Raw genomic sequence first — 19,838 nt, forward strand, 5'->3', positions numbered from 1 at the left:
TATGGGGCGCTATCTCATCGAGGCCTACGACCGCAGCGACCGCTACGCCACCGAGCGCTACCAGGGCGCCGCCGGGCGCAACTGGTGGACCTGCGATCCCACGCTGCGCCTGCTCATGCGGCGCCACCTGGGCGACGGGCTGGCCTGGGCCCAGCCGCGCCTGGAGCGGCTGGGCGCGCTGATGGGCGGGCTCGTCGCCGAGTGCGCCGAGGAGACCGACCGCAACCCGCCACGGCTGGAGAAGTACGACAAGTGGGGCAGGGACGTCAGCCAGGTCGTCATGCCGCCGTCGTTCCAGGCGGCCAGGCAGGCGCTCATGGACGACAACTTCACCGCGCCGTCGTTCGCGGACGAGGCCCGTGCCCACGGGGCGAACCCGTCCGCGCTCTCCGCCGCCTGGACGTACCTGCTCGACCAGGCCGACATCGGGATGGGCTGCGCGCTCGGCACGGGCGGGGACATGGTGGTCTCGCTCGCTGAGAAGCACGCGCCGCAGGACGTACGCGAACGCGTACGGGAGATCTTCGCCAACGGCTACTACTCCGGCGAGGCCGCTCAGATGTTCACCGAGCGGACAGGCGGCTCGGACCTGGCCGCGCTGGAGGCCACGGCAGAGCCCGCCGGCGACGCCTGGCTGCTGACGGGCTTCAAGTGGTTCGCCTCCAACGCCAACGGGTCCGCGTTCGTGGTGCTGGCCAGGCGCCCCGACGGGGCCGTGGGGCCGTTCCTCGTGCTGTGGGAGCGGCGCGACGGGACCCGCAACGGCGTACGGATCAGGCGGCTCAAGGACAAACTCGGCACCCGCTCGGTCGCCTCGGCCGAGGTCGAGTTCACCGGCGCGGAAGCCTTCCCCCTGTTCGGCTCCGGCTCCGGCTCCGGGCTCGGGACCATGATGAAGCTCACCAACGCCTCCAGACTCGGCGTGGCCATGATGGGCCTCGGCGTGGCCAGGCGCGCCCTCGTGGAGTCGATCTGCTACGCGCGGGCCCGCGAGGCGTTCGGCCGGCCGCTCATCGACCAGCCGCTGATGCGCCGCAAGCTCGCCGAGCTGATCGTCGAGGTCGAGGCCGCCCAGGCCCTCGTCTTCGACGGTCACGTCGGCCCCCGCCTGCGCATCGCGCCCGCCCTGATCAAGCTGCGCGCCGCGCGGCTCGGCGTGACGGCGGCGAGCGACGCGATCGAGGTGCACGGCGGAAACGGCTACATCGAGCAGTGGCCGGTGGCCCGGCTGCTGCGCGACGCCCAGGTCAACCCGATCTGGGAGGGCGGCGACAACATCCTCTGCCTCGACGTGCGGCGCGCCATGCTCAAGGAGCAGGCCCACGTGGCCTTCCTCGACCACCTGCGTACCCTGGCCACCTCCGACCTCGTGCACGCCCGCATCGACGACCTCGCCAAGGCCGTCGCCGCCTGGGCCGCGCTGGAGCCCTCGGTGGGGGAGGCGCGGCTGTACGCGCTGGCGCAGTTCATGGCCGACGTGTACGCCGCCGCGCTGCTGGAGGACCAGGCGACGTGGGGGCTGGACGACGGTCGCAAGGCGCTCGTGGCCCGGGCGTACGCCGAGGCCCACCTGGTGGACCACGGCCCGCTGCGCGGGATCGACCGTGCGGGGGACGAGCCCTTCGACGAGCTTCTGGCGGGCGCGGTCACCCTCTGACGGGAGCCGCTCCGGGCGGCATCCGGCCCCGCCGGCGTGGGCGGCGGAGTCGCCATGGTCGCCTGCCGCGGGCCGGCGCCAGGTCTCCGGCTCCGTCAGCGGGAGCGGCGGCCCTTCTTGCCGCGTCCGGTCGGCACCGACCTGCGGCCGGAGCCGCCCTGAGGCTTTCCGCTCTCCCGCTGCGCCGCCTTCTGGGCGGCCTTCTGTGTCGTCTTCTGGGCCGTCTTCTGGGCCGGCTGCGCTGGAGCACGGCCACGCGAGCTGTTCGCCGTACGCCCGCGGACGATGCCGATGAAGTCCTCCACCAGATCGGTCGTCCGCTCCGCGGGCCAGGCCAGCGCCACCTGCGACTGCGGCGCGTCGGTCACCGGCCGGTAGGTGAGGTCCCTGCGGTGGTGCAGGCGCGCCAGCGACTGCGGGACCACGAGCAGCCCGGCCCCGGCCGCCACGAGCCGGATCGCGTCCGCCGTCGTGGCCGGCCGCTCGAACGCGGGCAGCCCGGGACGGGCCGCCCACTCGAGGACGTCGTCCAGCGGGTGGAACACCTCGTCGTCGGCCAGGTCGGCGACGGTCACCTCGTCGGCCGCCGTCACCGCGTGGTCCTTCGGCACCACGACCACCGTGGTCTCCACGTAGAGGGGGATCACGCTGAGCCCGTCACGCTCGACCGGCAGCCGGACGAACCCGGCGTCGGCGCCATCGCCCCGCAGTAGCCCCACCACGTCGGCGGCCGGAACGGAGACCAGCGTCAGCGGCACGCCGGGCACCCTCTCGGCCCAGATGCCGGCCCACTTCGCGGGCGTCACACCGGGCGCGTACGCCAGCCGGAACGCTGTGCCGCTCTCCTCATGAGTCACCCCGCCAGGGTAGCGATGTCAGAGAACCGCTCCTTACTGGCTACGCTGGACCCCATGAGCTCGCCCAAACCCAAGACGACCCAGACGATGAAGCCCGCCACGGCGGCCAAGAAACTGGGCATCCTCCTCTCGGCGGCGCCCGCCGAGTTCCAGGAGGGCGTCGTCTCCAGGAGCGAGCTGAACGCGCTTCAGTCGACCCCGCCGCCCTGGCTCGCCGACCTGCGCCGCAACGGGCCGCACCCCAAGCATGTTGTCGCCGCGAAGCTCAGGGTCTCGGTCTCCGGTTTGATCAGAAACGGGATCACTCAGCCGCTCACCACCGCCGAGATCGACGCGCTGAAGGCGGAGAGTCCCGCGTGGCTGGAGCACGAGCGGGCCGTCCAGGCGGAGGTCCGCAAGGAGGCGCAGCGCCTCAAAGAGCGCTAGGGCACCGGGCGCCGCCCCCGTCACACGCGCAGGACGGTGACCTGGCGTCCGGACGGGGTGGTCGCCTGCGCGAAACGGCCGCGTTCCTTCCATGGCGCGGCCTCCTGGCGCCGGTCGAAGATCACCAGCGCGCCGGTGGAGAGTGTGAGCCGGTCGAGGTAGCGGTCGAGCTGGGTGAGGCCGTCGGACAGGGGGTCGCGCTCGCCCGCCCGCCAGACCTTCAGCTCCATCGCCTCCCGCTGCATGAGCCGCTCGCCCTGCGGGCCGGTGTAGGGCCAGCGGACCAGCACGTCGAGGCGCTTGGAGCCGGCGGCGTACTCGCGGTCGAGATAGCCTCCGCCGTTCACCAGCCGGTGCAGGAAGGCCATGAGGATGATCTGGCAGGCGGCCTCGTGGTAGCCCTCCTGCCGGATGAGCACCTCGCCGTGCTCGCGCCAGAACACGACGAACTCCTCCAGCAGGCGCGGCAGGTCGAAGCGGCCATCCGGCAGGACGAAACTGTGCGGATCGGCCATCACGTACTGCTCGGACGGGTCTCCCAGCACGCGCAGGATGACCTCCCGGTAGATCGGGTTCGCCACCTCCAGCGGAGGCTTCTGCTTGATCAGGCCGAGATCGCGGACGTAGGACAGGTCGTCGGAGAAGACGGGGTCGATGTCGGGGAAGGTCCCGGCCACCACGGGCTCCATCACCCGCTTGACCCGGGGCTCGTGCAGCCGGGCGAGCAGCGCGTCCAGGTGGGTGGCGCGCCCCCGGATCAGCCGCTCCTTGGCGTCTTCCACCTGGCCGGCGGTGATGGCGCCGGCCACCCCCATCTTGATGGTGATCTCATTGGCGAGGGCGTTGACCAGCCAGGGTTGTCCCCGGGTGAGCTAGAAGACGTGGTCGACCGCGTCCTTGGTGAACTCCTGGCCGGTCGCCCGCGTGTGCTGGTCGTAGAGCTCGGCGATCTCGTCGGCGGTGAAGTCGCCCAGGCGCAGCGACTCGGCGACGATGTTGAACGGGCTGGCCGGGTTGGACCTGCCGGGTTCGCCGCCCGAGGCGACCTTGTAGTCGCGCACGTCGCGCAGCCCGCACAGCACGACGGAGCTGGGGAACGGATGGCCCTCAGGCCGGGCGTTGTGGCCTTCGCGGAGCTGGCTGAGGATGCTGACCATGCTGGTGCCCTGCAGGGCGTCGATCTCGTCGAGGAACAGCACCACCCGGCGCGGGCAGCGGCGGCACCATTCGCTCAGCGCCGCACCGAACCGGCCGCCGGGCGTGACCTGCGGCCACGGGTCCGGCGGCAGCAGCTCCTGCGGCCATCCCGACCACTCGGCGGCCTGACGGAGGGAATCCAGCAGGAGCGACTCCGCCCAGGCGACGTCGTCGCCGGCCGCCTTGGCTCGCTCGCAGGAGAACATCAGGGCGGCGATGTCGCCCTCGGCGGTCAGCTCGGACGCCAGGGCACCCAGCGTTGTCGTCTTCCCTGTCTGCCGGGGCGCGTGCAGTACGAAGTAACGGTCCATCTCGACGAGCACGCGCGCCTGGGGGAGCCGCTGCGCGGCGGGCACCATGTAGTGGTGCTGGGGGCCGCACGGACCGGTGGTGTTGAAGTATCTCGCTCGGGGTGTCCGCATGGTCACATTCTGCCATCACTAGCGGTGCCGCGGGCTCCGATCAGCACGGTACGCGCAGGATGAGCATGGCCACGTCGTCGTCATTGTCGTCGGGGCGGACCTGGGAGAGCAGCCGCTGGCAGACGGAGCTCAGAGGCCGTTGGGCCAGCGAGGCGGCATGCCGGCGCAACCGGGACATCCCGTCGTCGAGGGTGCGGCTGGGTGACTCGATCAGCCCGTCGGTGTACAGCACCAGGATGGACTCCGGCGGCAGCTCGATGGTGGCGTCGACGCGTTCGGCGGGGATGCCGGTGCCGAGCATGAGGCCGCTCCCGGCGTCCAGGAAGCGGGCCCGGCCGTCACGCTCCACCAGGAGCGGCGGCGGATGGCCGGCGTTCGTCCAGCGCATCCGGCACCGCCCGTCCTCCAGGCGCTGCAGCACGGCGTAGACGACGGTGGCCATCGTGTCCTCGGTCATGCGCGCCACCGCCTGGTCGAGCTGGTCCACGACCTTGCTCGGGGGCAGCTCCACCTCGCCGGCGAACGCGCGGAGCATGTTGCAGACCTGCGCCATGCCCGACGCGGCGTCGAGGTCATGGCCGACCACGTCACCGATGACCAGGCCGAGCCGGTCGCCGGACAGGTCGAAGGCGTCGTACCAGTCGCCGCCGACCTGCGAGGCGTGCGGCGCGGGCACGTAGCAGGCGCTCATCTCCAGCCCGCTCACCCGGGGGAGCTGCGGCAGCAGGTGGCGCTGCATGGTCTCCGCGACCCGCCGTTGCCGCTCGTACAGGCGCGCGTTGTCCAGGGCGAGCCCCGCCCGGCGCGCGATGTCCTCGACCAGCAGGAGGTCGCCCGGGGTGAAGCGCTCGGTACGCCTGGAGCGCCCCAGGGTCAGGGCCCCGACCACCTCCCGCACCCCGCGGATCGGCGCGATGCACGCGGAGTGCATGCCGGTCGCCTGGAACAGCTTCCGCTGGACGACCGCGATTTCGGCGTCAGGAGGCCCCTGGTAGTCCTCGGGGCCCGCGATGGTGGCGGTGACTCCGCGCAGCGCCCGCGACAGGGGCATCGAGGACCCCTGCGGCACCGGCGGCATCGGCCCCTCCAGATCCTCCCGGTGCACCACGGCGCCGTTCTCGTAGTGCACCACCGCGGCCCGCGACACCCCGCCCCCCTCGGTGAACAGGTCGACTATCGCCCAGTCCGCCAGCAGGGGCACCACCAGGTGGACGAGCTGCCGCAGCGTCTCCGCCTCGTCCAGGCTCGAGGTGAGCGTCGTGGTCGTCTCCGCGAGCAGGGCCAGCCGGTCGAGCTCCGACATCGACGCCGGGGCGCCCCGCTCCCCCGACCAGGCGGTGCGTACGGCCGGCTCGGTCTCGCTGAACAGCACGAGCGCTCCCAGCTTCCCGTCGCCGATCCGGCAGGCGGTGACCATCCAGGAGATCGGCAGCAGAGAGCCGTCACCGCGCTCCATGAGGTCACCGCGGCCGTGCGCGGCGCCGCCCGTCATGAGGGGCCGCCGCATGACGCATCGGCTCCATGGCAACGGTTCACCGTGCTTTCCCCGGTGCAGCAGGTCGTGTGCGTCGCGGCCCAGCAGCTCCTCGGCGGTGCGGCCGAGCAGCCGTTCGGCCTCGCCGTTGACCTCGATGATGCGCCCTCGGTCGTCCACGACGTACATTCCCGCGTCGCAAAGGTCGATGAACCGCGCGGGACGCCCGTCGTTCTTCGCCCAGGACCACCCGGCATCCTCTGGCACGCCCATCTCCGGCACTCTCTCCCTCCTGCACGTCTCCTACCCCGTACCGGCGGCCACGACCGCGGGAGGATCTCAGGGGCCGTGGCGGTTGCCGGAGGGCAGGCCGGAAGGTATCCCGATGAGGCCTTCTCGATTCTTTCCGCATCAGGTTTGTACAAAGGCCGCTTTATGTAAAACCAAATGTGTTCATATGATCCGGCCGCAATGAAGGGGGTATGGAATCCTCGTTCGCCCGCTAGTATTCCAGCGCTTATCGATGGCATATGATCGCGCTGAACCTCGCCAGGGGAAAGGGGTCTCATGTTCGCCTTCGCTCGCCGGGTGGGGCTGAGCCCCGAGCAACGAGGAGAAACTTCGGGAAGAGACACCTGTCCGGACATCTGGGAGCTCGACAACGGGGCTTTCGCCGTCATCGGGACAGACGTCACGGAGCAGGTGAAAGGCCTCCTCCCCGAAGGCATGCACTGCGCGCCCTACGAGCGGGTGGTCATCGTGACACGCCGCACCCTGATCGCCGCGAAGAGAGATCTGCCGGACGTATGAACCGTCTCTCCTTCCCGCCGCGCCCCGACCTCGTGGCGACCCGGCTCCTGCCCGGCGACTTCCGGCGGAAGTTCCGCGAGGCCAGCCGGGGCGTGACCGGGCGCGTCTACAAACTGGAGCGGCGCCAGACCTTTCAGGAGCCGGGAAACCCCAGCTGGGAGGCGTTCGCCGCCGGTGACATGAAGAGAGCGCTGGAGCTCATCGAGGAGGACCGGGCGGCCCAGCGGGACTTCAGGAGGATATTCGACGACCGGGCCGCGGCCTTCTACCGGCTTCGCGTCATCGAGGACCCACTCAGCCGCTATCTGCGGTGGGAGCTCGCGCACTTCAGGCTCAACGCGGAGGAGGGAGAGAAGATATACATCGTCAACCAGGCGATGATCGCTGACCTCGACCTCCGCTACGACCTGGCCGACTACACGATATTCGACCGGTCACTCGCGTTCTTTCTCAACTACTCCGACGACGGTTTGTTCCTGCACGCGGACATGGTCTCCGACCCGGCGGCCCTGGCCGAACTCGTGGATATTTCGGAAGAAATCCTGGCCCGTTCCATCCCGTTCGAGGACTATCCGATCGATCTCTCGTTCCCCGGGTGAATACCGCTCCCGGCGATGGCGATCGCGCACGATGAAGTGATGTCAGGTGAATGATGACCCGCCCGATGGGACCACCCACTCCGAGGTGTCGGGCTCCGCGGCCGAGATCGTCCAGGCACGAGACATCAGCGGCGGGATCCACTTCCACGGCTCCGCCGACGGGACGCCCAGACCCCAGCAGTTGCCGAGTGACGTCTCCGGGTTCGTCAACCGGGAGGCCGAGCTCCAGCGCCTCGAGACCGAGATCGTGCCGAGAACCGACGGCACGCCCGGGATATCGCTGATCATCATCGCGGGGACCGCGGGAGTGGGGAAGACCTCGCTCGCCCTGCGCTGGGCGCACAGGACACGCCGGAATTTCGCCGAGGGAAGCCTGTACATCAATCTGCGCGGCTACGACCCGGGCCTGCCCATAACACCGCAGCACGCCCTGGAAAGATTCCTCTCGGCCCTGGGCGTGCCGCGCGAGTCGATCCCGTCCGAGCTCGACGAACGCGCGGCCCTGTACCGTTCCCTGCTGGCCGGCCGGCGCATGCTCGTCGTGCTCGACAACGCGGTGTCGGCCGGCCAGGTCAGGCCACTGATCCCGGGCACGCGAGAGTCGCTGGTCATCGTGACCAGCCGGAGCAGGCTGTCGAGCCTGATGGTCAGGGACGGCGCACTCCGGATCACTCTGGGGCTGCTCTCGGAACCGGACGCGGTAGGGCTGCTCAAAACCGCCATGAACCGCTACCGTCCCCACGACGAGGACGCCCGGCTGGCCGAGCTCGCCCGCCTCTGCGCACGCCTGCCCCTGGCCCTGAGAATCGCCGCCGAACGCGCGGTGAGCAGGCCGTGGATGGAACTGTCCGAGCTCATCGACGAACTGCGGGGCGAATCCACCCTCTGGAACGCCCTCACCACCGATGATGACGACGACGCCGTCAGAAGCGTTTTCGCCTGGTCCTACCAAGCACTTCCACAGGACGCGGCCGAACTTTTCCGGAGGCTCTCGGCCCATCCGGGGGCCGAGTTCTCCAGCGAGGTGGTCGCCGCCCTCGTGGGCGAGGGCAGGGCACGGGTACGACACCTGCTGGACGTCCTGGTGGGCGCGCACCTGGTCGAGCAGGCGGGACCCGACCGGTTCCAGCTCCATGATCTGCTCCGCAGCTATGCCGCCGACCAGCTGTCGAGCGAGGACACCCGTGAGACGTCCACCGCGCTGACGAACCGCGTCCTGCTCTGGTACGCGCATGCGGCGCAGGCGGCCACGGGCTGGATCAACTCCATGGAGGAGGCCGCCGTTCTCCCGGCGCTGGACCCCGGCGTGGAACCGCCCGGATTCTCCGGTTACGAGGAAGCCGTCGACTGGTACGAGCTGGAGAAACTGAATCTGCGGGCGGCCGTGGAGTGCGCGGCCCGGCTGGGCATGCACGCGCTCGCCGCGAAGCTGGCCGTCACCCTTCGTGACATCTACATGCGCTTCAACGCGTTCGACGACTGGATCGAGACCAGCCGGCTGGGCCTCGGAGCTGCACGCCACCTGCGCGACCGGCGGGCCGAGGCGAGTCTGCTCGAGGGTCTCGGCATGGCGTTCACGCAGCGGCACGACTTCCGTAGAGGCGAGGAGTTCCACCGGGCGGCGCTGGCGATACGACAGGAGACGGGCACGCGGATCGACGTGGGCCTGTCCCTCAACGACATCGGGATCGTGCACTTCCGGGGCCGCCGGCTGGGCGAGGCGCTGGAGATGTTCGAACGCAGCCGTACGATCTTCGCCGGCGAAGGGCACGATCATTGGGAGGCCGTGGCCGCCACCAACCTCGCCGAGGCCGGAACCGAGCTCGGACACCTCGAAGAGGCCGAGGTGCTGGTGCACCGGGCGCTGCGGATCTTCAGAGCCACGGGTGAGCGCGGCGGCGAGGGCAACGCTCTCCGCGTTCTGAGCACCATCAGGCGCCGCACCGGACGGGTCGCCGACGCGCTGCGCTCCATAGAGGGCGCGCTGGGCATCGCCCAGGAGGCCAGGAACCATGTGTGGGAGGCCTACTGGCTCATCGAGCTGGGCAAGGTGCAGTTGCTGATGAACCGGCCGGAGTCCGCCCTCGTCTCCTCGCAGCGCTCCGCCACTCTCCACCGCAGGATCGCCGACCGGGTGCGCGAGGCGCAGGCGTGGGACGTCGCCGGCGAGGCGTACCAGGCGCTGGGCCGTTTCGACGAGGCGGCCCATTTCCACGAGGGCGCGGTCACGGCCTTCGACGGTGCGGGTCTTCGCTGGCTGACGGGCATGTCGCTCTGCCATCTCGCCTTCGCGCAGTGGGGGACGGGCGACGACGCCGGGGCCCGGAGCAACGCGGTCACCGCGCGCGAGATGCTCTCCGAGTTCGAGGACCTGGATTCCGAGGCCGCCCGTTCCCGCATCGACGAGGTGTTCCGGTCTCGCTCGTGATCGTCACCCGCGACGGCTATTCACTCTGATCCGTGGCCTCGGTGGGATCCGCCTTCATGACGCCGGGATCCTTGATGTCGCGGGCCTGTATGACGAAGCCCGTGATCGTGCCCTCCTTGATGTGGTTCGCCGTCGTTCCCCCTCCGGAGGCGGGGCGGTCGCGCCCGTCGTCCGGTGATGGGCCCACGTCTCGTGCCTGGATGACGTTTCCGTCGACGTGGCCGCTCAAGGTGTTCCGGACGGACCCCGGCGTTCCCTCGGTCGGCGCGGGCGCCGGTCGGCGCATGAGCACGACGCTGTAGACGGACACGCCGAGGGCGGCGATCCCCACCAGCGTGCCGAGGATCTGCGCCCACTCGCCGGCCCGAGCCGTGCCGATCACCAGGAAGAAGACGCTCAGGACGCCCAGCGCGATGCCCGTCGAGGCGAAGATGAGCCACGTGGAACGATGCCGTTCACCCATAGGAGCAAGTCTGACGCCGGAGGCGGCAAATATGGAGATGGCGGAGCGGGCTTCGTCCGCCGTGCCGACCGCCGGCGCCCGTTACTTCTCCAGTCAGTCGTCGCTGTAAGCGTACGGGGGATTGATCGGCTTTCCCGCCGCGAAGCGGTCGGGCGAGAACGCGGAGACGTCCACCGTCTGCTGCTCTCCCAGCGTGAGCTCCGCCAGGGCGCGGCCCACGGCCGGGCAGATCTTGAAGCCCATGCCGGAGAAGCCGGCGGCGACGATCAGTCCCTCCAGGCCGGCGACGGGGCCCAGCATCGGCCGGGCGTCGGGTGACATGTCGTAGACGCCGGTCACGCCGCGCGAGATGCCGGCGGATTCGAGGGCGGGCACGCGCCGGGCGGCCCGGCCGACCATCTCGACGACGCTGTCGTCCCTGGGGGTTTGGGGGAAGTCGTCGGGGTCGATGCCGTCGCGTGGGCCGATGAAGTCGCCGAGGAGCAGGCCGGCACCGGGTTCCGGCCTGAAATAGGTGCGGGTGCCGGAATCGATGCACGCCGTACGGCCGGCGGGCGCGCCGGGCGGGTCGCGCAGGACGGCGACCTCGTGGTACTCGGGCTCGATGGGAAGGTCGGTGCCCACCGTGGCGAGCAGGGGGCGGGTCCAGACGCCGGTGGCGAGGATGACCACGTCGGCCATGATGTCGCCCTGGTCGGTGCGTACGCCCCGGATCCGGCCGCCGGACTCGACGAGCGCGCGGACGCGGGTGTTGGGGCGGTAGGCGACGCCCTCCTCCCGCGCCCGCGAGAGGAAGTCGCCGGCCGCGACGGCGCCGTCGCCGTAACCGGCGCGGGGTTCGTACGCGGCGGCGACCACGTCGTCGGCCCGCCAGCCCGGTTCGAGTGCGAGCAGGTCATCGGCGGTGATGACCTCGGCCTCGGCGCCGCAGGCCCGCTGCATCGTGACGTTCGCGCGCAGCAGGTCGGCCTCGCCGGGGGCCACGATGCGGACGAATCCGCACTCCTGGAAGACCGGAGGGCGGCCGACGCGTTCCGGCCAGTCACGGAAGTAGGCCAGGCTGTCGACGGCCAGCCGTACCTCCGGCTCGAACGTGTAGTGCATGCGGACGAGCGCCGACGAGCGACTGCTCATGCCCTCGCCCGCGTGCCGGGCGTCGAGGACGGTGACGGATCGTGCACCTCGCTCGGCGAGGTGGAACGCGGTCGACGTTCCCGTAACGCCGGCACCGACGACGATGACCTCGGGCACTTTCGGGGACCTCCTGAATTCGTCGCGATGGGGGAGAGGGCTAGGCGAGGACCTTGGACAGGAACGCCCTGGTGCGCTCCTCCTTCGGCTCCACCAGGCACTCGCCGGGCGGGCCTGATTCGATGATCACGCCGCCGTCGAGCATGGCGACGGTGTCGGCGACCTCCTTGGCGAACCCGATCTCGTGGGTGGCGACGATCATGGTCATGCCGCGCCGGGCGAGATCCTTCATGACGTCGAGCACCTCACCCACGAGTTCGGGGTCCAGTGCCGAGGTCGGCTCGTCGAACAGCATCAGGTGCGGTCTCATCGCCAGGGCGCGGGCGATCGCCACCCGCTGCTGCTGCCCTCCCGACAGCTGCGCCGGATACGCGTCGAGCTTGTCGCGCAGCCCGACCCGGGTCAGCAACCGCTCGGCCTCCGCTTCGGCCTGATCGCGGGAGAGGCCGAGCACGCGCCGCGGGCCGAGGGCCACGTTCTCGATGGCGGTCATGTGCGGGAAGAGGTTGAAGCGCTGGAAGACCATGCCGATGCGGGTGCGCTGCCGGCACAGCTCGGCCGGTGCCATCTCGTGCAGCCGGCCGTCGCCGGTGGTGCGCAGGCCGACCCGTTCGCCGTCGACCTCCAGCAACCCGGAATCGATCTTCTCCAGGGCGTTGACGCAGCGCAGCAGGGTGGACTTGCCGCTTCCCGACGGGCCGAGCAGGACGAGCGTCTGCCGGGGGCGGACGGTGATGTCGATGCCCTGCAGGACGTCGGTGTCGCCGAACCACTTCCACACCTGCTCGGCCCGCACCATCGGCTCGTCGCCCGCGACGGGTTCGCCCGCCTCCTCGGGTACGGCGACAGGACCGGCCTTGGCCTGCCTGCTCGCCCTCCGGCGGGCCGCACCGGTGGCGGGCCCGCTGCCGAAGCCGCGGCCGAAGTGGCGTTCGATGTAGTGCTGGCCGATGGTGAGCAGCGAGGTCAGCAGGAGGTACCACAGGGACGCGTCGACCAGCAGGGGAATGATCTTGAAGTTCTGCTGGTAGATCTGCTGGACGGCCGTCATCAGGTCCTGGCCGGAGATGACCGAGACCAGCGCGGTCATCTTGAGCATCGAGATGGTCTCGTTGCCGAGGGTGGGGATCAGCACGCGCATGGCCTGCGGCAGGATGACGAACCGCATCCTGCTCCCCGCCGACATGCCGAGCGACATCGCCGCCTCGCGCTGCCCGGCGTCGACCGAGATGATCGCCGCGCGTACGAGCTCGGCGCAGTAGGCCGCCTCGTGGGTGGCGAGCGCGAGCACCGCCGCGGTGGCCGCGCCGACGACCGAGTTCGTGGGCACGGATCCGAAGACGATGCCGGTCAGCGGGATCCCGACGAAGAGCTGGGGGTAGAGCGCGCCCAGGAACCCCCAGAAGATGATCTGGACCAGCAGCGGCGTGCCGCGCAGGAGCCAGATGTAGACCCAGGCGACCCCCGACAGCACGGGATTGTCCGACATCCGCATCACGGCGAGCAGGACGCCGCCGACGAGCCCGATGATCATCGCGACGACGGTCAGCTCGGCGGTGACGACGAGCCCCTGCAGGACGGACGGCGCGAACAGGTACCGCCCGACGGTCGGGATGTCGAGATTGGGGTTGGTCCACAGCGACCAGCCGAGCGCGAACAGCAGGTAGGCGACGATCACCGCCGCGGCCCAGCGGCCATGGCGCCGGATGGGCACCACCGCGATGCCGGGTGGCCGCACGCGCGCGGGGGACGGGGGCGCCTCGGTGGTCACAGCACCGTCCCCTTGTTGATCTCCGCCTTGGTCAGCGCGATGCTCTCCACGCCGTACTTCGCGAGGATCTTCTGGTACGTCCCGTCGTCCATCAGCGCCTGCAGCGCCATCTGGATCGCCTTCAGCAGTTCGGGGTCGGACTTCGGCACGCCGATGCCCTCCATGCCGCCACCGAACTCCTTGGTGATCGACGGGGCCTGGACCAGCTCGAACGCGTTCCCGTTGTCGAAGGTCTTGGCCGCGTACGCGGCGGCCGAGGTCGCCTGGACCCGCGCGACCGCCTTGCCGCTCCTGATCGCCAGGAACGCCTCGCTGTCGCCGGGGAACCGCACGACCGTGACGCCGGGCTTGCCCGCGGCCTTCAGCCGCTCGCTCAGCTTGTTGATCGCCGGCTCCTCCGAGGTGGAGCTCTGCACCGCCACGGTCTTGCCGGACAGGTCGGTGACGTCCTTCAGCCCTTCGGGGTTGCCCTTGGCGACGAGCAAGGAGTAGCCGTCCTGGGCGTAGTCCACGAAGTCCAGCGACTGCCGCCGCTTGGGGGTGTCGAACAGGCCGGCCATGACGATGTCGGCCTTGTCCGCGAGGAGCGCCGGGATCATGGCGTCGAAAGGCGTCTGGTCGAAGGTGGCGCGCACCCCGAGCTTGGCCGCCAGCGCCTGGGACAGGTCATAGTCGATGCCGGTCGGTTGCTCCCCGCCGACCTCCGTGTACATCTCCCACGGCGGATAGGGGATGTTGCTGGCCACCCGGATCACTCCGGCCGACCTGATCCGTTCCGGCAGTCGGTCGCGCAGGGCGGGGTCGGCGGTCACCGACGCCGCGGCGCCGGGGGTGGCGCTCGCGCCGCCCGTCGCCGGGCCGTCCGGCGCCGCGCCGTCCGCGGCCGGGCTGTTCCCGATGGAGGCGGGCGGGCCGCCCACCAGCGAGCATGCGGTGAGTGAGAGGACCATCGCGGCCATGGCCGTCAGGAATTGTCGGTGCCGTCTCATGACGGGACTCCTTGCTCAGTGGGCACCGGTATCAGGCAGGACGCCAGGTCCCGCATGAGGATAGAGCTGTCGTCGGCGGATTCCACGTCCGCCAGCGCTTCCAGGAGACGTGGGACGGACGCCGGCTCCAGCCGGCCGGAGGCCAGCCAGGTGAACTTCTCGCGCATGTCGTCCCAGGTCCAGCCGGGCTCAGGATAGAGGACGTGGTCGACCCGGCCGGAGGACAGGACGGTGCCGTCGGTCAACGTGACGGTGACCTCGGCCGAGTCGCTCCCCTCCGGATCGTTGATCTCCGAAAGGTAGTAGCGGCGGCTCAGTTCCTCGGACACCACCACGTCGATCCGGCGGGCGAGCCCGGCGATCGCTTCAGAGCCCAGACTCGAGTCCCCGACCTGCTCGGGCCCGACCTTGCCGTCCACGAGCATCGCGGCTACCGGCCACGCCAGGTTGAACTGGGCCTCCTCGGTCGTCTCCGGACGCCGCGTGCCGAGCCGGACCGCGTCGGGGTAGGTCGCGATGACGACGCGCTCGATGGACTCCGGCGCCAGCGGATGCCGGGTGCGCAGCTCCTCGACCGCCAGCAGGGCGGGGTGGGTCCAGGCGCAGCTGGAGAACCGCTTCCAGGTGATGCCCCGGGGCAGGTAGTAGTCGTGGCCGAGGTCGTCGACGAACGGCCGGAACTCCTCCAGGTCCAGCCCGGGCTCGATCCCGGTGAAACCGCGCCGGGCCAGGTCCGCCGACAGCAGGCCGGTGAGCGCGCCGAACCCGACGCCATGCTTGACCATGCCCGGCGTGTCGATGGCACGCATCATGGGCAGGTCGGGTGAGTCGTACTCCGCGATGCCCAGGGCGTGCCGGGTGGTGGTCTCGTCCAGCCCGAGCACGTGGCAGGCGATGGCGGCGCAGGCCACGGAGCCCCACGACCCGCACGCCCGGTAGGTGCGCTCGGCCGAATGGACCGCGCTCTGCTCGTGGTTGAGGCACCGGCCGGCTCGGAAGGCGATCTCGTACCCGATCACGATCGCGGTGATCAGCTCGCGCCCGCTGAGCCGGTGCTCCTCGGCGAGTGCGAGCGCGGCGGGGACGACCTGCGCACCGGGGTGCCCCCAGGTGTAGATGCCGCAGTCGTCGATGTCCACGGCGTTCGCGGCGACCGCGTTGGCGAACGCGGCGCCGCCGGGCGCCAGCCGCCTCCCGCTGACGATCGACGACGCGGCGCCGGCGGGCCACCAGGCGTGCGCGAGGTCGGCGGTGATACGGGCCGACCTGGTGGTACGCCCGGCGAGCATGGCCGCGAGCGTGTCCGTCAGGCACATGACCGCCCGGTCGATCACCTCGCGGGGCAGCGCGTCCCACGTGAGCCGGGTGATGAACCGCGCCGCCGGGGAACTTTCGCTGCGCACGTGGGTGACTCCGATGCTTCTACTGGAATATCTTTGGTGCGGCAAACCATCGCATTTGCCGCGATAGCCTGTCAAGGAATTGTTTTCCTTGCATTTCCCGGAAGTTTCCCCCATCTCAATTCCTGCAGAGGCAAGTATGGACCGACCGGCCTCAGACGCCGGCAGGGAAGACGCGGCCCTGGCCCTGTTCTGGACCGTCCTCCACGCACCGGACGGCGGGACGTCGCGCTGCCCGCGGTGCGGGACGAGCAGGACGTTCCACCGGATCTCGCGGCGGCGCGCGTACGCGTGCGACACCTGCGGCACGCACGTCTATCCGGCCTCGGCCACCCCGTTCGCCGGCTCGCCGGTACGGCTGGCGGCCTGGCTGGACGCCGCCGTCATGGTCCTGGACTCGCCCGGAAAGATCCGGCCCAACCGGGTGGCCGGGGCGCTCGGCATCGACTACCGGCGCGCCTGGCGGATGACGCGGCGCCTCGAAGAGATCATCCAGGCCGGAGGAGAGGACGCGGACCTGCTGGGCAGGCTCGCCGGCCGCTGGCGGGACCAGGGCCACTCCCACTCCGACCCGGTCCCCGACCCGGGCAGCCCGGAGGACCGCATCCGCATCGCCGCCTGCCGGATCATGGCCCAGCGCGGCGTCGAGGCCACCCGCATCTCCGACATCGCCCGCGAGGCGGGCGTCTCGAACGCCAGCATCCACTATTACTTCCGGAGCAAGGACGAGGCGCTGCTCGCGGCGTTCCGCTGGGCGGGCGACCAGTTGCACGCGACCCTGCAGCACCTGCGCGACGAGAACGTGGGCACCCTCGAACACGTCCGCCGCCTGCTCGAGCTCAGCATCCCCGGCGACCAGGGCGTCTACGAGGAGTACCTGCTGTGGCTGGAGGCATGGGGCCGGGTCCGCCGCCACCCCGCCTTCCTCGACGAGTGCGCCCGCATGTCCAGGCGGTGGACGGACGCGGTGCTCGACGTGTTCCGTGCCGGGGTCGAGGACGGGACGTTCAGCCCGGTCGCGCACATCGACGAGGTCTGCGAACGCTACGTCGCCATTTCGGAGAGCCTCGCCCTGCGCGCCACCCTCGGCTACAGCCACATGACCGCCCGGACGGCACGCCGCCTCCTCGCACGTTTCACCGCCGAGCAACTCGGCATCCCGATCAGCCGGCTCGACCCGGACAATTGACAATGGAGGTTCACGTGAGCGCGTTCGCGGAAACCGGACCGGCCGACACCGTCATTCTCGACGCCTCGGTCATCACCATGGATCGCGCCCGGCCGTACGCCGAGGCCCTGGCGATCACCCAGGGGAGGATCAGCTACGTCGGGGACCGGGACGGCGCCAGGCGACATGCCGGGCCGGACACCGACGTCATCGAGGCGGCCGGCCGCGTCGTCTGCCCGGGTTTCGTCGACATTCACACGCACACCGATCTCGACCTTTTCCAGGACCCTGACTACCTGCTTTTCAAGAACTATCTGATGCAGGGGATAACGACGGTTCTCGCGGGCAACTGCGGAATGAGCGCCATGGACCCGGGAATTCTTCTTTCCCGCCTGGACGATCAGCCGCCCGCCGTGAATTTCGGGACGCTCATCGGCCACGGATACGTGCGGACCTCCTGCGGAATCCCGGCCGATCAGGAGGTGCCCTCCGACGAGCAGCTCCAGGCCATGGAGGGCGTGCTCGGCAAGGCGATGGCCGATGGCGCGTTCGGCATGTCGAGCGGGCTCGAATACATTCCCGGGATCTCCTCCCACACCGCGGAACTCATCGCCTGCGCGTCGGTCGTGGCGCGGTCCGGCGGCTTCTACGCCAGTCACATGCGCAGCGAGGGCGACCACCTGCTCGCCGCGGTCGAGGAGGGGATCCGGATCGGCCGCGAGTCGGGTGCGCGGGTCCAGCTCTCCCACCTGAAGTCCGACGGCGCGTGCAACTGGTGGAAGACCGAAGCGGTGATCGCCGCCATAGAGGCGGCACGTGCCGACGGCATCGACGTGGCCGGCGACCAGTACCCCTACCCCTTCTTCGGCTGGAACCCCTCCATCTTCATCCCCGGCGAGCATCTCGCGGCCGGCAAGCCGACCCTGCTCGGCACCCACCTCCGCGACGCGGGCCGCGTCCGGCGGATCAGGGCGGGGATCGCCGACCGGATCACCCGCTATCACAACGGGAGCGGCGACCTCGTCGTGGTGTTCGACTGGACCGACGGCACGGGGCGGCGCTGGCAGGGGGTGCCGCTGTCGCGGATTCTCGGCGAGCGGGGCATCGACGTCACTCCGGAGTCGGTCGCCGACCTGATCCTCGAGATGCTTCCCGACGAGCGCGACGACGCCGTCATGGGGACGGACCTGAGCACGAGCGACGAGACCGTCCGCCGCTATCTCGCCCTGCCGTACGTCGCGATCTGCACCGACGGGTTCAACCAGCCCTGGCTGGCGCCGTGCCATCCGCGCAGCTACGGCGCCTTCCCGAAGGTTCTGGGCGAGTACGTGCGGGAGAAGGGGGCGCTGCCGCTGGAGACCGCGCTGCGCAAGATGACCGCGGTGCCCGCCGCGCTGATGGGCCTGACGGACCGCGGAGTCCTGCGGGTGGGCGCGTACGGCGACGTCGTCGTGCTCGATCCGGCGACCGTCGGGGAGAACGCGACCTTCGACAGACCGGCCGCACCGAGCGGCATCGACGTCGTGCTCGTCAACGGGACGCTCGCGGTCGACCGCCGCCAGACGGACGAGTTCCGCCTCGGCGCGGGCCGCGCACCGGGCCTGGTGCTCCGCCACCTGGGGGCCGCCCCGGCTTGAGGAGGCCGCGGGCGTTGGCCGGGGCGCGCTCCAGGTGGGCCTGTCGGGGCAGCGGTCAGCTCGGGCCGGGGCCGCCCGCTCCGCGCCACGGGTCGTAGTCGACCTCCAGCGGCTCCTGCTCCGGCCGCTGCTCCTCCGGCACGTGCTGGAGGTTGACCCGGATGCGATACCACACGCTGCTGCGCCCCCGCATGCCGTCCACCAGCACGTCGGCGGGCTCCAGCAGGGCGGCGACCTCCGGGTGGCGGGACTTCCAGCGCTCGAAGCCGGCCATCGCCTCCTCCTTGTGCTCGGCTCGGGCGATCTCGATGACCGGCATGGTCTGCTGCCGCCGGCCGCTGCCCTTGGGCGGCTTGGGGGCGGGGCCGAGCTCCTCGGCGAGCTCCAGGAGGCCGTCGAGGGAGCCGGGGTGCAGGTCCATGTCCTCCCACGGGTCGCCGAGAGAGGCCAGGCGCTTGGGGACGGTGTCGATGGTGAACGCCTCCGGGCGGCAGCCGGGCACCTCGTCCCACGTGAGCGGCGTCGAGACGCGGGCGTCGGGGACGGCGCGGACGGAGTAGGCGGAGGCCACCGTGCGGTCGTAGGCGTTCTGGTTGAAGTCGACGAAGACGCCGTGCCGCTCCTCCTTCCACCACCGGCTGGTGGCCAGCTCCGGCGCGCGCCGCTCGACCTCGCGGGCCACCGTCTCGGCCGCCTTGCGCACCTTCGCGAACGGCCAGCGCCGCTCGATCCGGGCGTAGACGTGGAAACCGCGCGACCCGGAGGTCTTGGGCCAGGCGACCAGGCCGTGGTCGGCCAGCACCTCACGGGCCACCTGCGCGGTCGCCAGCACGTCGGCCCACTCGACGCCGGGCACCGGGTCGAGGTCGATGCGCAGCTCGTCGGGCTTGGAGAGGTCGTCGGAAAGGACCGGGTGGGGGTTGAGGTCGACGCAGCCCAGGTTGACCACCCAGAGCAGCTGGGCCAGGTCGGTGCAGACCACCTCCTCGGCGCTGAGCCCCGAGCGGTATTTCAGCTCGGCCACCTCGATCCAGTCGGGCCGCTTGGCGGGAGCCCGCTTCTGGAAGAAGGCCTCCTTCTCGATGCCGTGCACGAACCGCTTGAGCACCATAGGCCGCCCGTGCACGCCCCGCAGCGCGGCCTCTCCCACGGCCTGGTAGTAGCGGAGCAGGTCGAGCTTGGTGTGGCCGCTGCGCGGGAAGACCACCTTGTCAGGGCTGGTGATGCGGACCTCGCGGCCCGCGACCTCGATGACCGGCATACGGTCACGATACGTGGGCCCACCGACA

17 protein-coding genes and 1 pseudogene are annotated in these 19,838 nt (G+C 70.6%); 7 read left to right on the forward strand and 11 right to left on the reverse strand.

The window, feature by feature from the left end; all coding sequences use genetic code 11:
- Position 1 precedes the first annotated feature (1 nt).
- Positions 2 to 1,657 carry an acyl-CoA dehydrogenase family protein gene (locus FH608_RS21835; RefSeq protein ID WP_139632440.1) on the forward strand — a complete coding sequence of 552 codons (1,656 nt, stop codon included), beginning with the start codon at positions 2 to 4 and terminating at the stop codon, positions 1,655 to 1,657.
- Between the two features lie 95 nt (positions 1,658 to 1,752).
- Here the strand turns inward: FH608_RS21835 and FH608_RS21840 are convergent, their stop codons facing one another.
- The gene (locus tag FH608_RS21840) at positions 1,753 to 2,514 is read right to left on the reverse strand and encodes a LysR family substrate-binding domain-containing protein (RefSeq protein WP_193318554.1); all 762 of its coding nucleotides are present in this window, start codon (positions 2,512 to 2,514) and stop codon (positions 1,753 to 1,755) included.
- Positions 2,515 to 2,568: 54 nt separating this feature from the next.
- Here FH608_RS21840 and FH608_RS21845 point away from each other — a divergent pair, with 54 nt between their 5' ends.
- On the forward strand, positions 2,569 to 2,940 hold the full coding sequence (locus tag FH608_RS21845) for a DUF5997 family protein (RefSeq protein ID WP_139632441.1): 372 nt from the start codon (positions 2,569 to 2,571) through the stop codon (positions 2,938 to 2,940).
- A gap of 20 nt (positions 2,941 to 2,960) precedes the next feature.
- On the opposite strand, the gene FH608_RS52835 is transcribed toward FH608_RS21845, so the two are convergent.
- The 3 genes from FH608_RS52835 to FH608_RS21855 all read right to left on the reverse strand — a co-directional run bounded on the left by FH608_RS52835 (position 2,961) and on the right by FH608_RS21855 (position 6,306).
- On the reverse strand, positions 2,961 to 3,749 hold the full coding sequence (locus FH608_RS52835) for a hypothetical protein (protein ID WP_226899759.1): 789 nt from the start codon (positions 3,747 to 3,749) through the stop codon (positions 2,961 to 2,963).
- Positions 3,750 to 3,812: 63 nt separating this feature from the next.
- Complete coding sequence (locus tag FH608_RS52840; RefSeq protein WP_226899760.1) at positions 3,813 to 4,559, reverse strand: ATP-binding protein; 747 nt, start codon at positions 4,557 to 4,559, stop codon at positions 3,813 to 3,815.
- A 40-nt stretch (positions 4,560 to 4,599) separates the two neighbouring features.
- Positions 4,600 to 6,306 (reverse strand): SpoIIE family protein phosphatase, encoded by a 1,707-nt coding sequence (locus FH608_RS21855; protein ID WP_139632442.1) that lies wholly within the window; start codon positions 6,304 to 6,306, stop codon positions 4,600 to 4,602.
- 294 nt (positions 6,307 to 6,600) lie between these two features.
- Here FH608_RS21855 and FH608_RS21860 point away from each other — a divergent pair, with 294 nt between their 5' ends.
- From FH608_RS21860 to FH608_RS21870, 3 genes are read left to right on the forward strand one after another with little or no spacing between them, the layout of a single operon-like run.
- On the forward strand, positions 6,601 to 6,843 hold the full coding sequence (locus FH608_RS21860; RefSeq protein ID WP_139632443.1) for a hypothetical protein: 243 nt from the start codon (positions 6,601 to 6,603) through the stop codon (positions 6,841 to 6,843).
- Positions 6,840 to 7,442 (forward strand): DUF6879 family protein, encoded by a 603-nt coding sequence (locus FH608_RS21865; protein ID WP_139632444.1) that lies wholly within the window; start codon positions 6,840 to 6,842, stop codon positions 7,440 to 7,442. The genes FH608_RS21860 and FH608_RS21865 overlap by 4 nt, the downstream gene beginning before the upstream one ends.
- Positions 7,443 to 7,488: 46 nt before the next feature.
- Complete coding sequence (locus FH608_RS21870; protein ID WP_139632445.1) at positions 7,489 to 9,870, forward strand: ATP-binding protein; 2,382 nt, start codon at positions 7,489 to 7,491, stop codon at positions 9,868 to 9,870.
- A gap of 16 nt (positions 9,871 to 9,886) precedes the next feature.
- On the opposite strand, the gene FH608_RS21875 is transcribed toward FH608_RS21870, so the two are convergent.
- From FH608_RS21875 to FH608_RS21895, 6 genes and pseudogenes are all read right to left on the reverse strand, one after another.
- A complete protein-coding gene (locus tag FH608_RS21875; protein ID WP_139632446.1) occupies positions 9,887 to 10,333 on the reverse strand; it encodes a hypothetical protein in 447 nt (148 codons plus the stop codon).
- Positions 10,334 to 10,426: 93 nt separating this feature from the next.
- Entirely contained in the window at positions 10,427 to 11,584 is a 1,158-nt protein-coding gene (locus FH608_RS21880) for an NAD(P)/FAD-dependent oxidoreductase (protein WP_139632447.1), read from the reverse strand.
- Between the two features lie 40 nt (positions 11,585 to 11,624).
- Positions 11,625 to 12,383, reverse strand: coding sequence for an amino acid ABC transporter ATP-binding protein (locus FH608_RS52845; protein ID WP_226899815.1), 759 nt, complete (start codon positions 12,381 to 12,383; stop codon positions 11,625 to 11,627).
- Positions 12,384 to 12,521: 138 nt separating this feature from the next.
- Positions 12,522 to 13,355, reverse strand: a pseudogene (locus FH608_RS52850) (amino acid ABC transporter permease); the annotation flags it as partial.
- Positions 13,352 to 14,344 carry an ABC transporter substrate-binding protein gene (locus tag FH608_RS21890; RefSeq protein ID WP_139632449.1) on the reverse strand — a complete coding sequence of 331 codons (993 nt, stop codon included), beginning with the start codon at positions 14,342 to 14,344 and terminating at the stop codon, positions 13,352 to 13,354. The pseudogene FH608_RS52850 and the gene FH608_RS21890, both read right to left, overlap by 4 nt.
- Positions 14,341 to 15,747 (reverse strand): MmgE/PrpD family protein, encoded by a 1,407-nt coding sequence (locus tag FH608_RS21895; RefSeq protein WP_193318555.1) that lies wholly within the window; start codon positions 15,745 to 15,747, stop codon positions 14,341 to 14,343. The genes FH608_RS21890 and FH608_RS21895 overlap by 4 nt, the downstream gene beginning before the upstream one ends.
- Positions 15,748 to 15,883: 136 nt before the next feature.
- Between FH608_RS21895 and FH608_RS21900 the strand changes: the two genes are divergently transcribed.
- Both FH608_RS21900 and FH608_RS21905 read left to right on the forward strand, forming a co-directional pair.
- A complete protein-coding gene (locus tag FH608_RS21900) occupies positions 15,884 to 16,933 on the forward strand; it encodes a TetR family transcriptional regulator C-terminal domain-containing protein (protein ID WP_139632452.1) in 1,050 nt (349 codons plus the stop codon).
- Between the two features lie 14 nt (positions 16,934 to 16,947).
- Positions 16,948 to 18,549: an N-acyl-D-amino-acid deacylase family protein gene (locus FH608_RS21905; protein WP_193318556.1), complete on the forward strand. Its 1,602-nt coding sequence runs from the start codon at positions 16,948 to 16,950 to the stop codon at positions 18,547 to 18,549.
- A 55-nt stretch (positions 18,550 to 18,604) separates the two neighbouring features.
- Here FH608_RS21905 and ligD read toward each other — a convergent pair whose 3' ends face one another.
- The gene (gene ligD, locus FH608_RS21910) at positions 18,605 to 19,810 is read right to left on the reverse strand and encodes a non-homologous end-joining DNA ligase (protein WP_139632455.1); all 1,206 of its coding nucleotides are present in this window, start codon (positions 19,808 to 19,810) and stop codon (positions 18,605 to 18,607) included.
- Positions 19,811 to 19,838 lie beyond the last annotated feature (28 nt).

Origin of the sequence: Nonomuraea phyllanthi (genome assembly GCF_006334985.2) — a bacterium.
Taxonomy (GTDB): Bacteria; Actinomycetota; Actinomycetes; order Streptosporangiales; family Streptosporangiaceae; genus Nonomuraea; species Nonomuraea phyllanthi.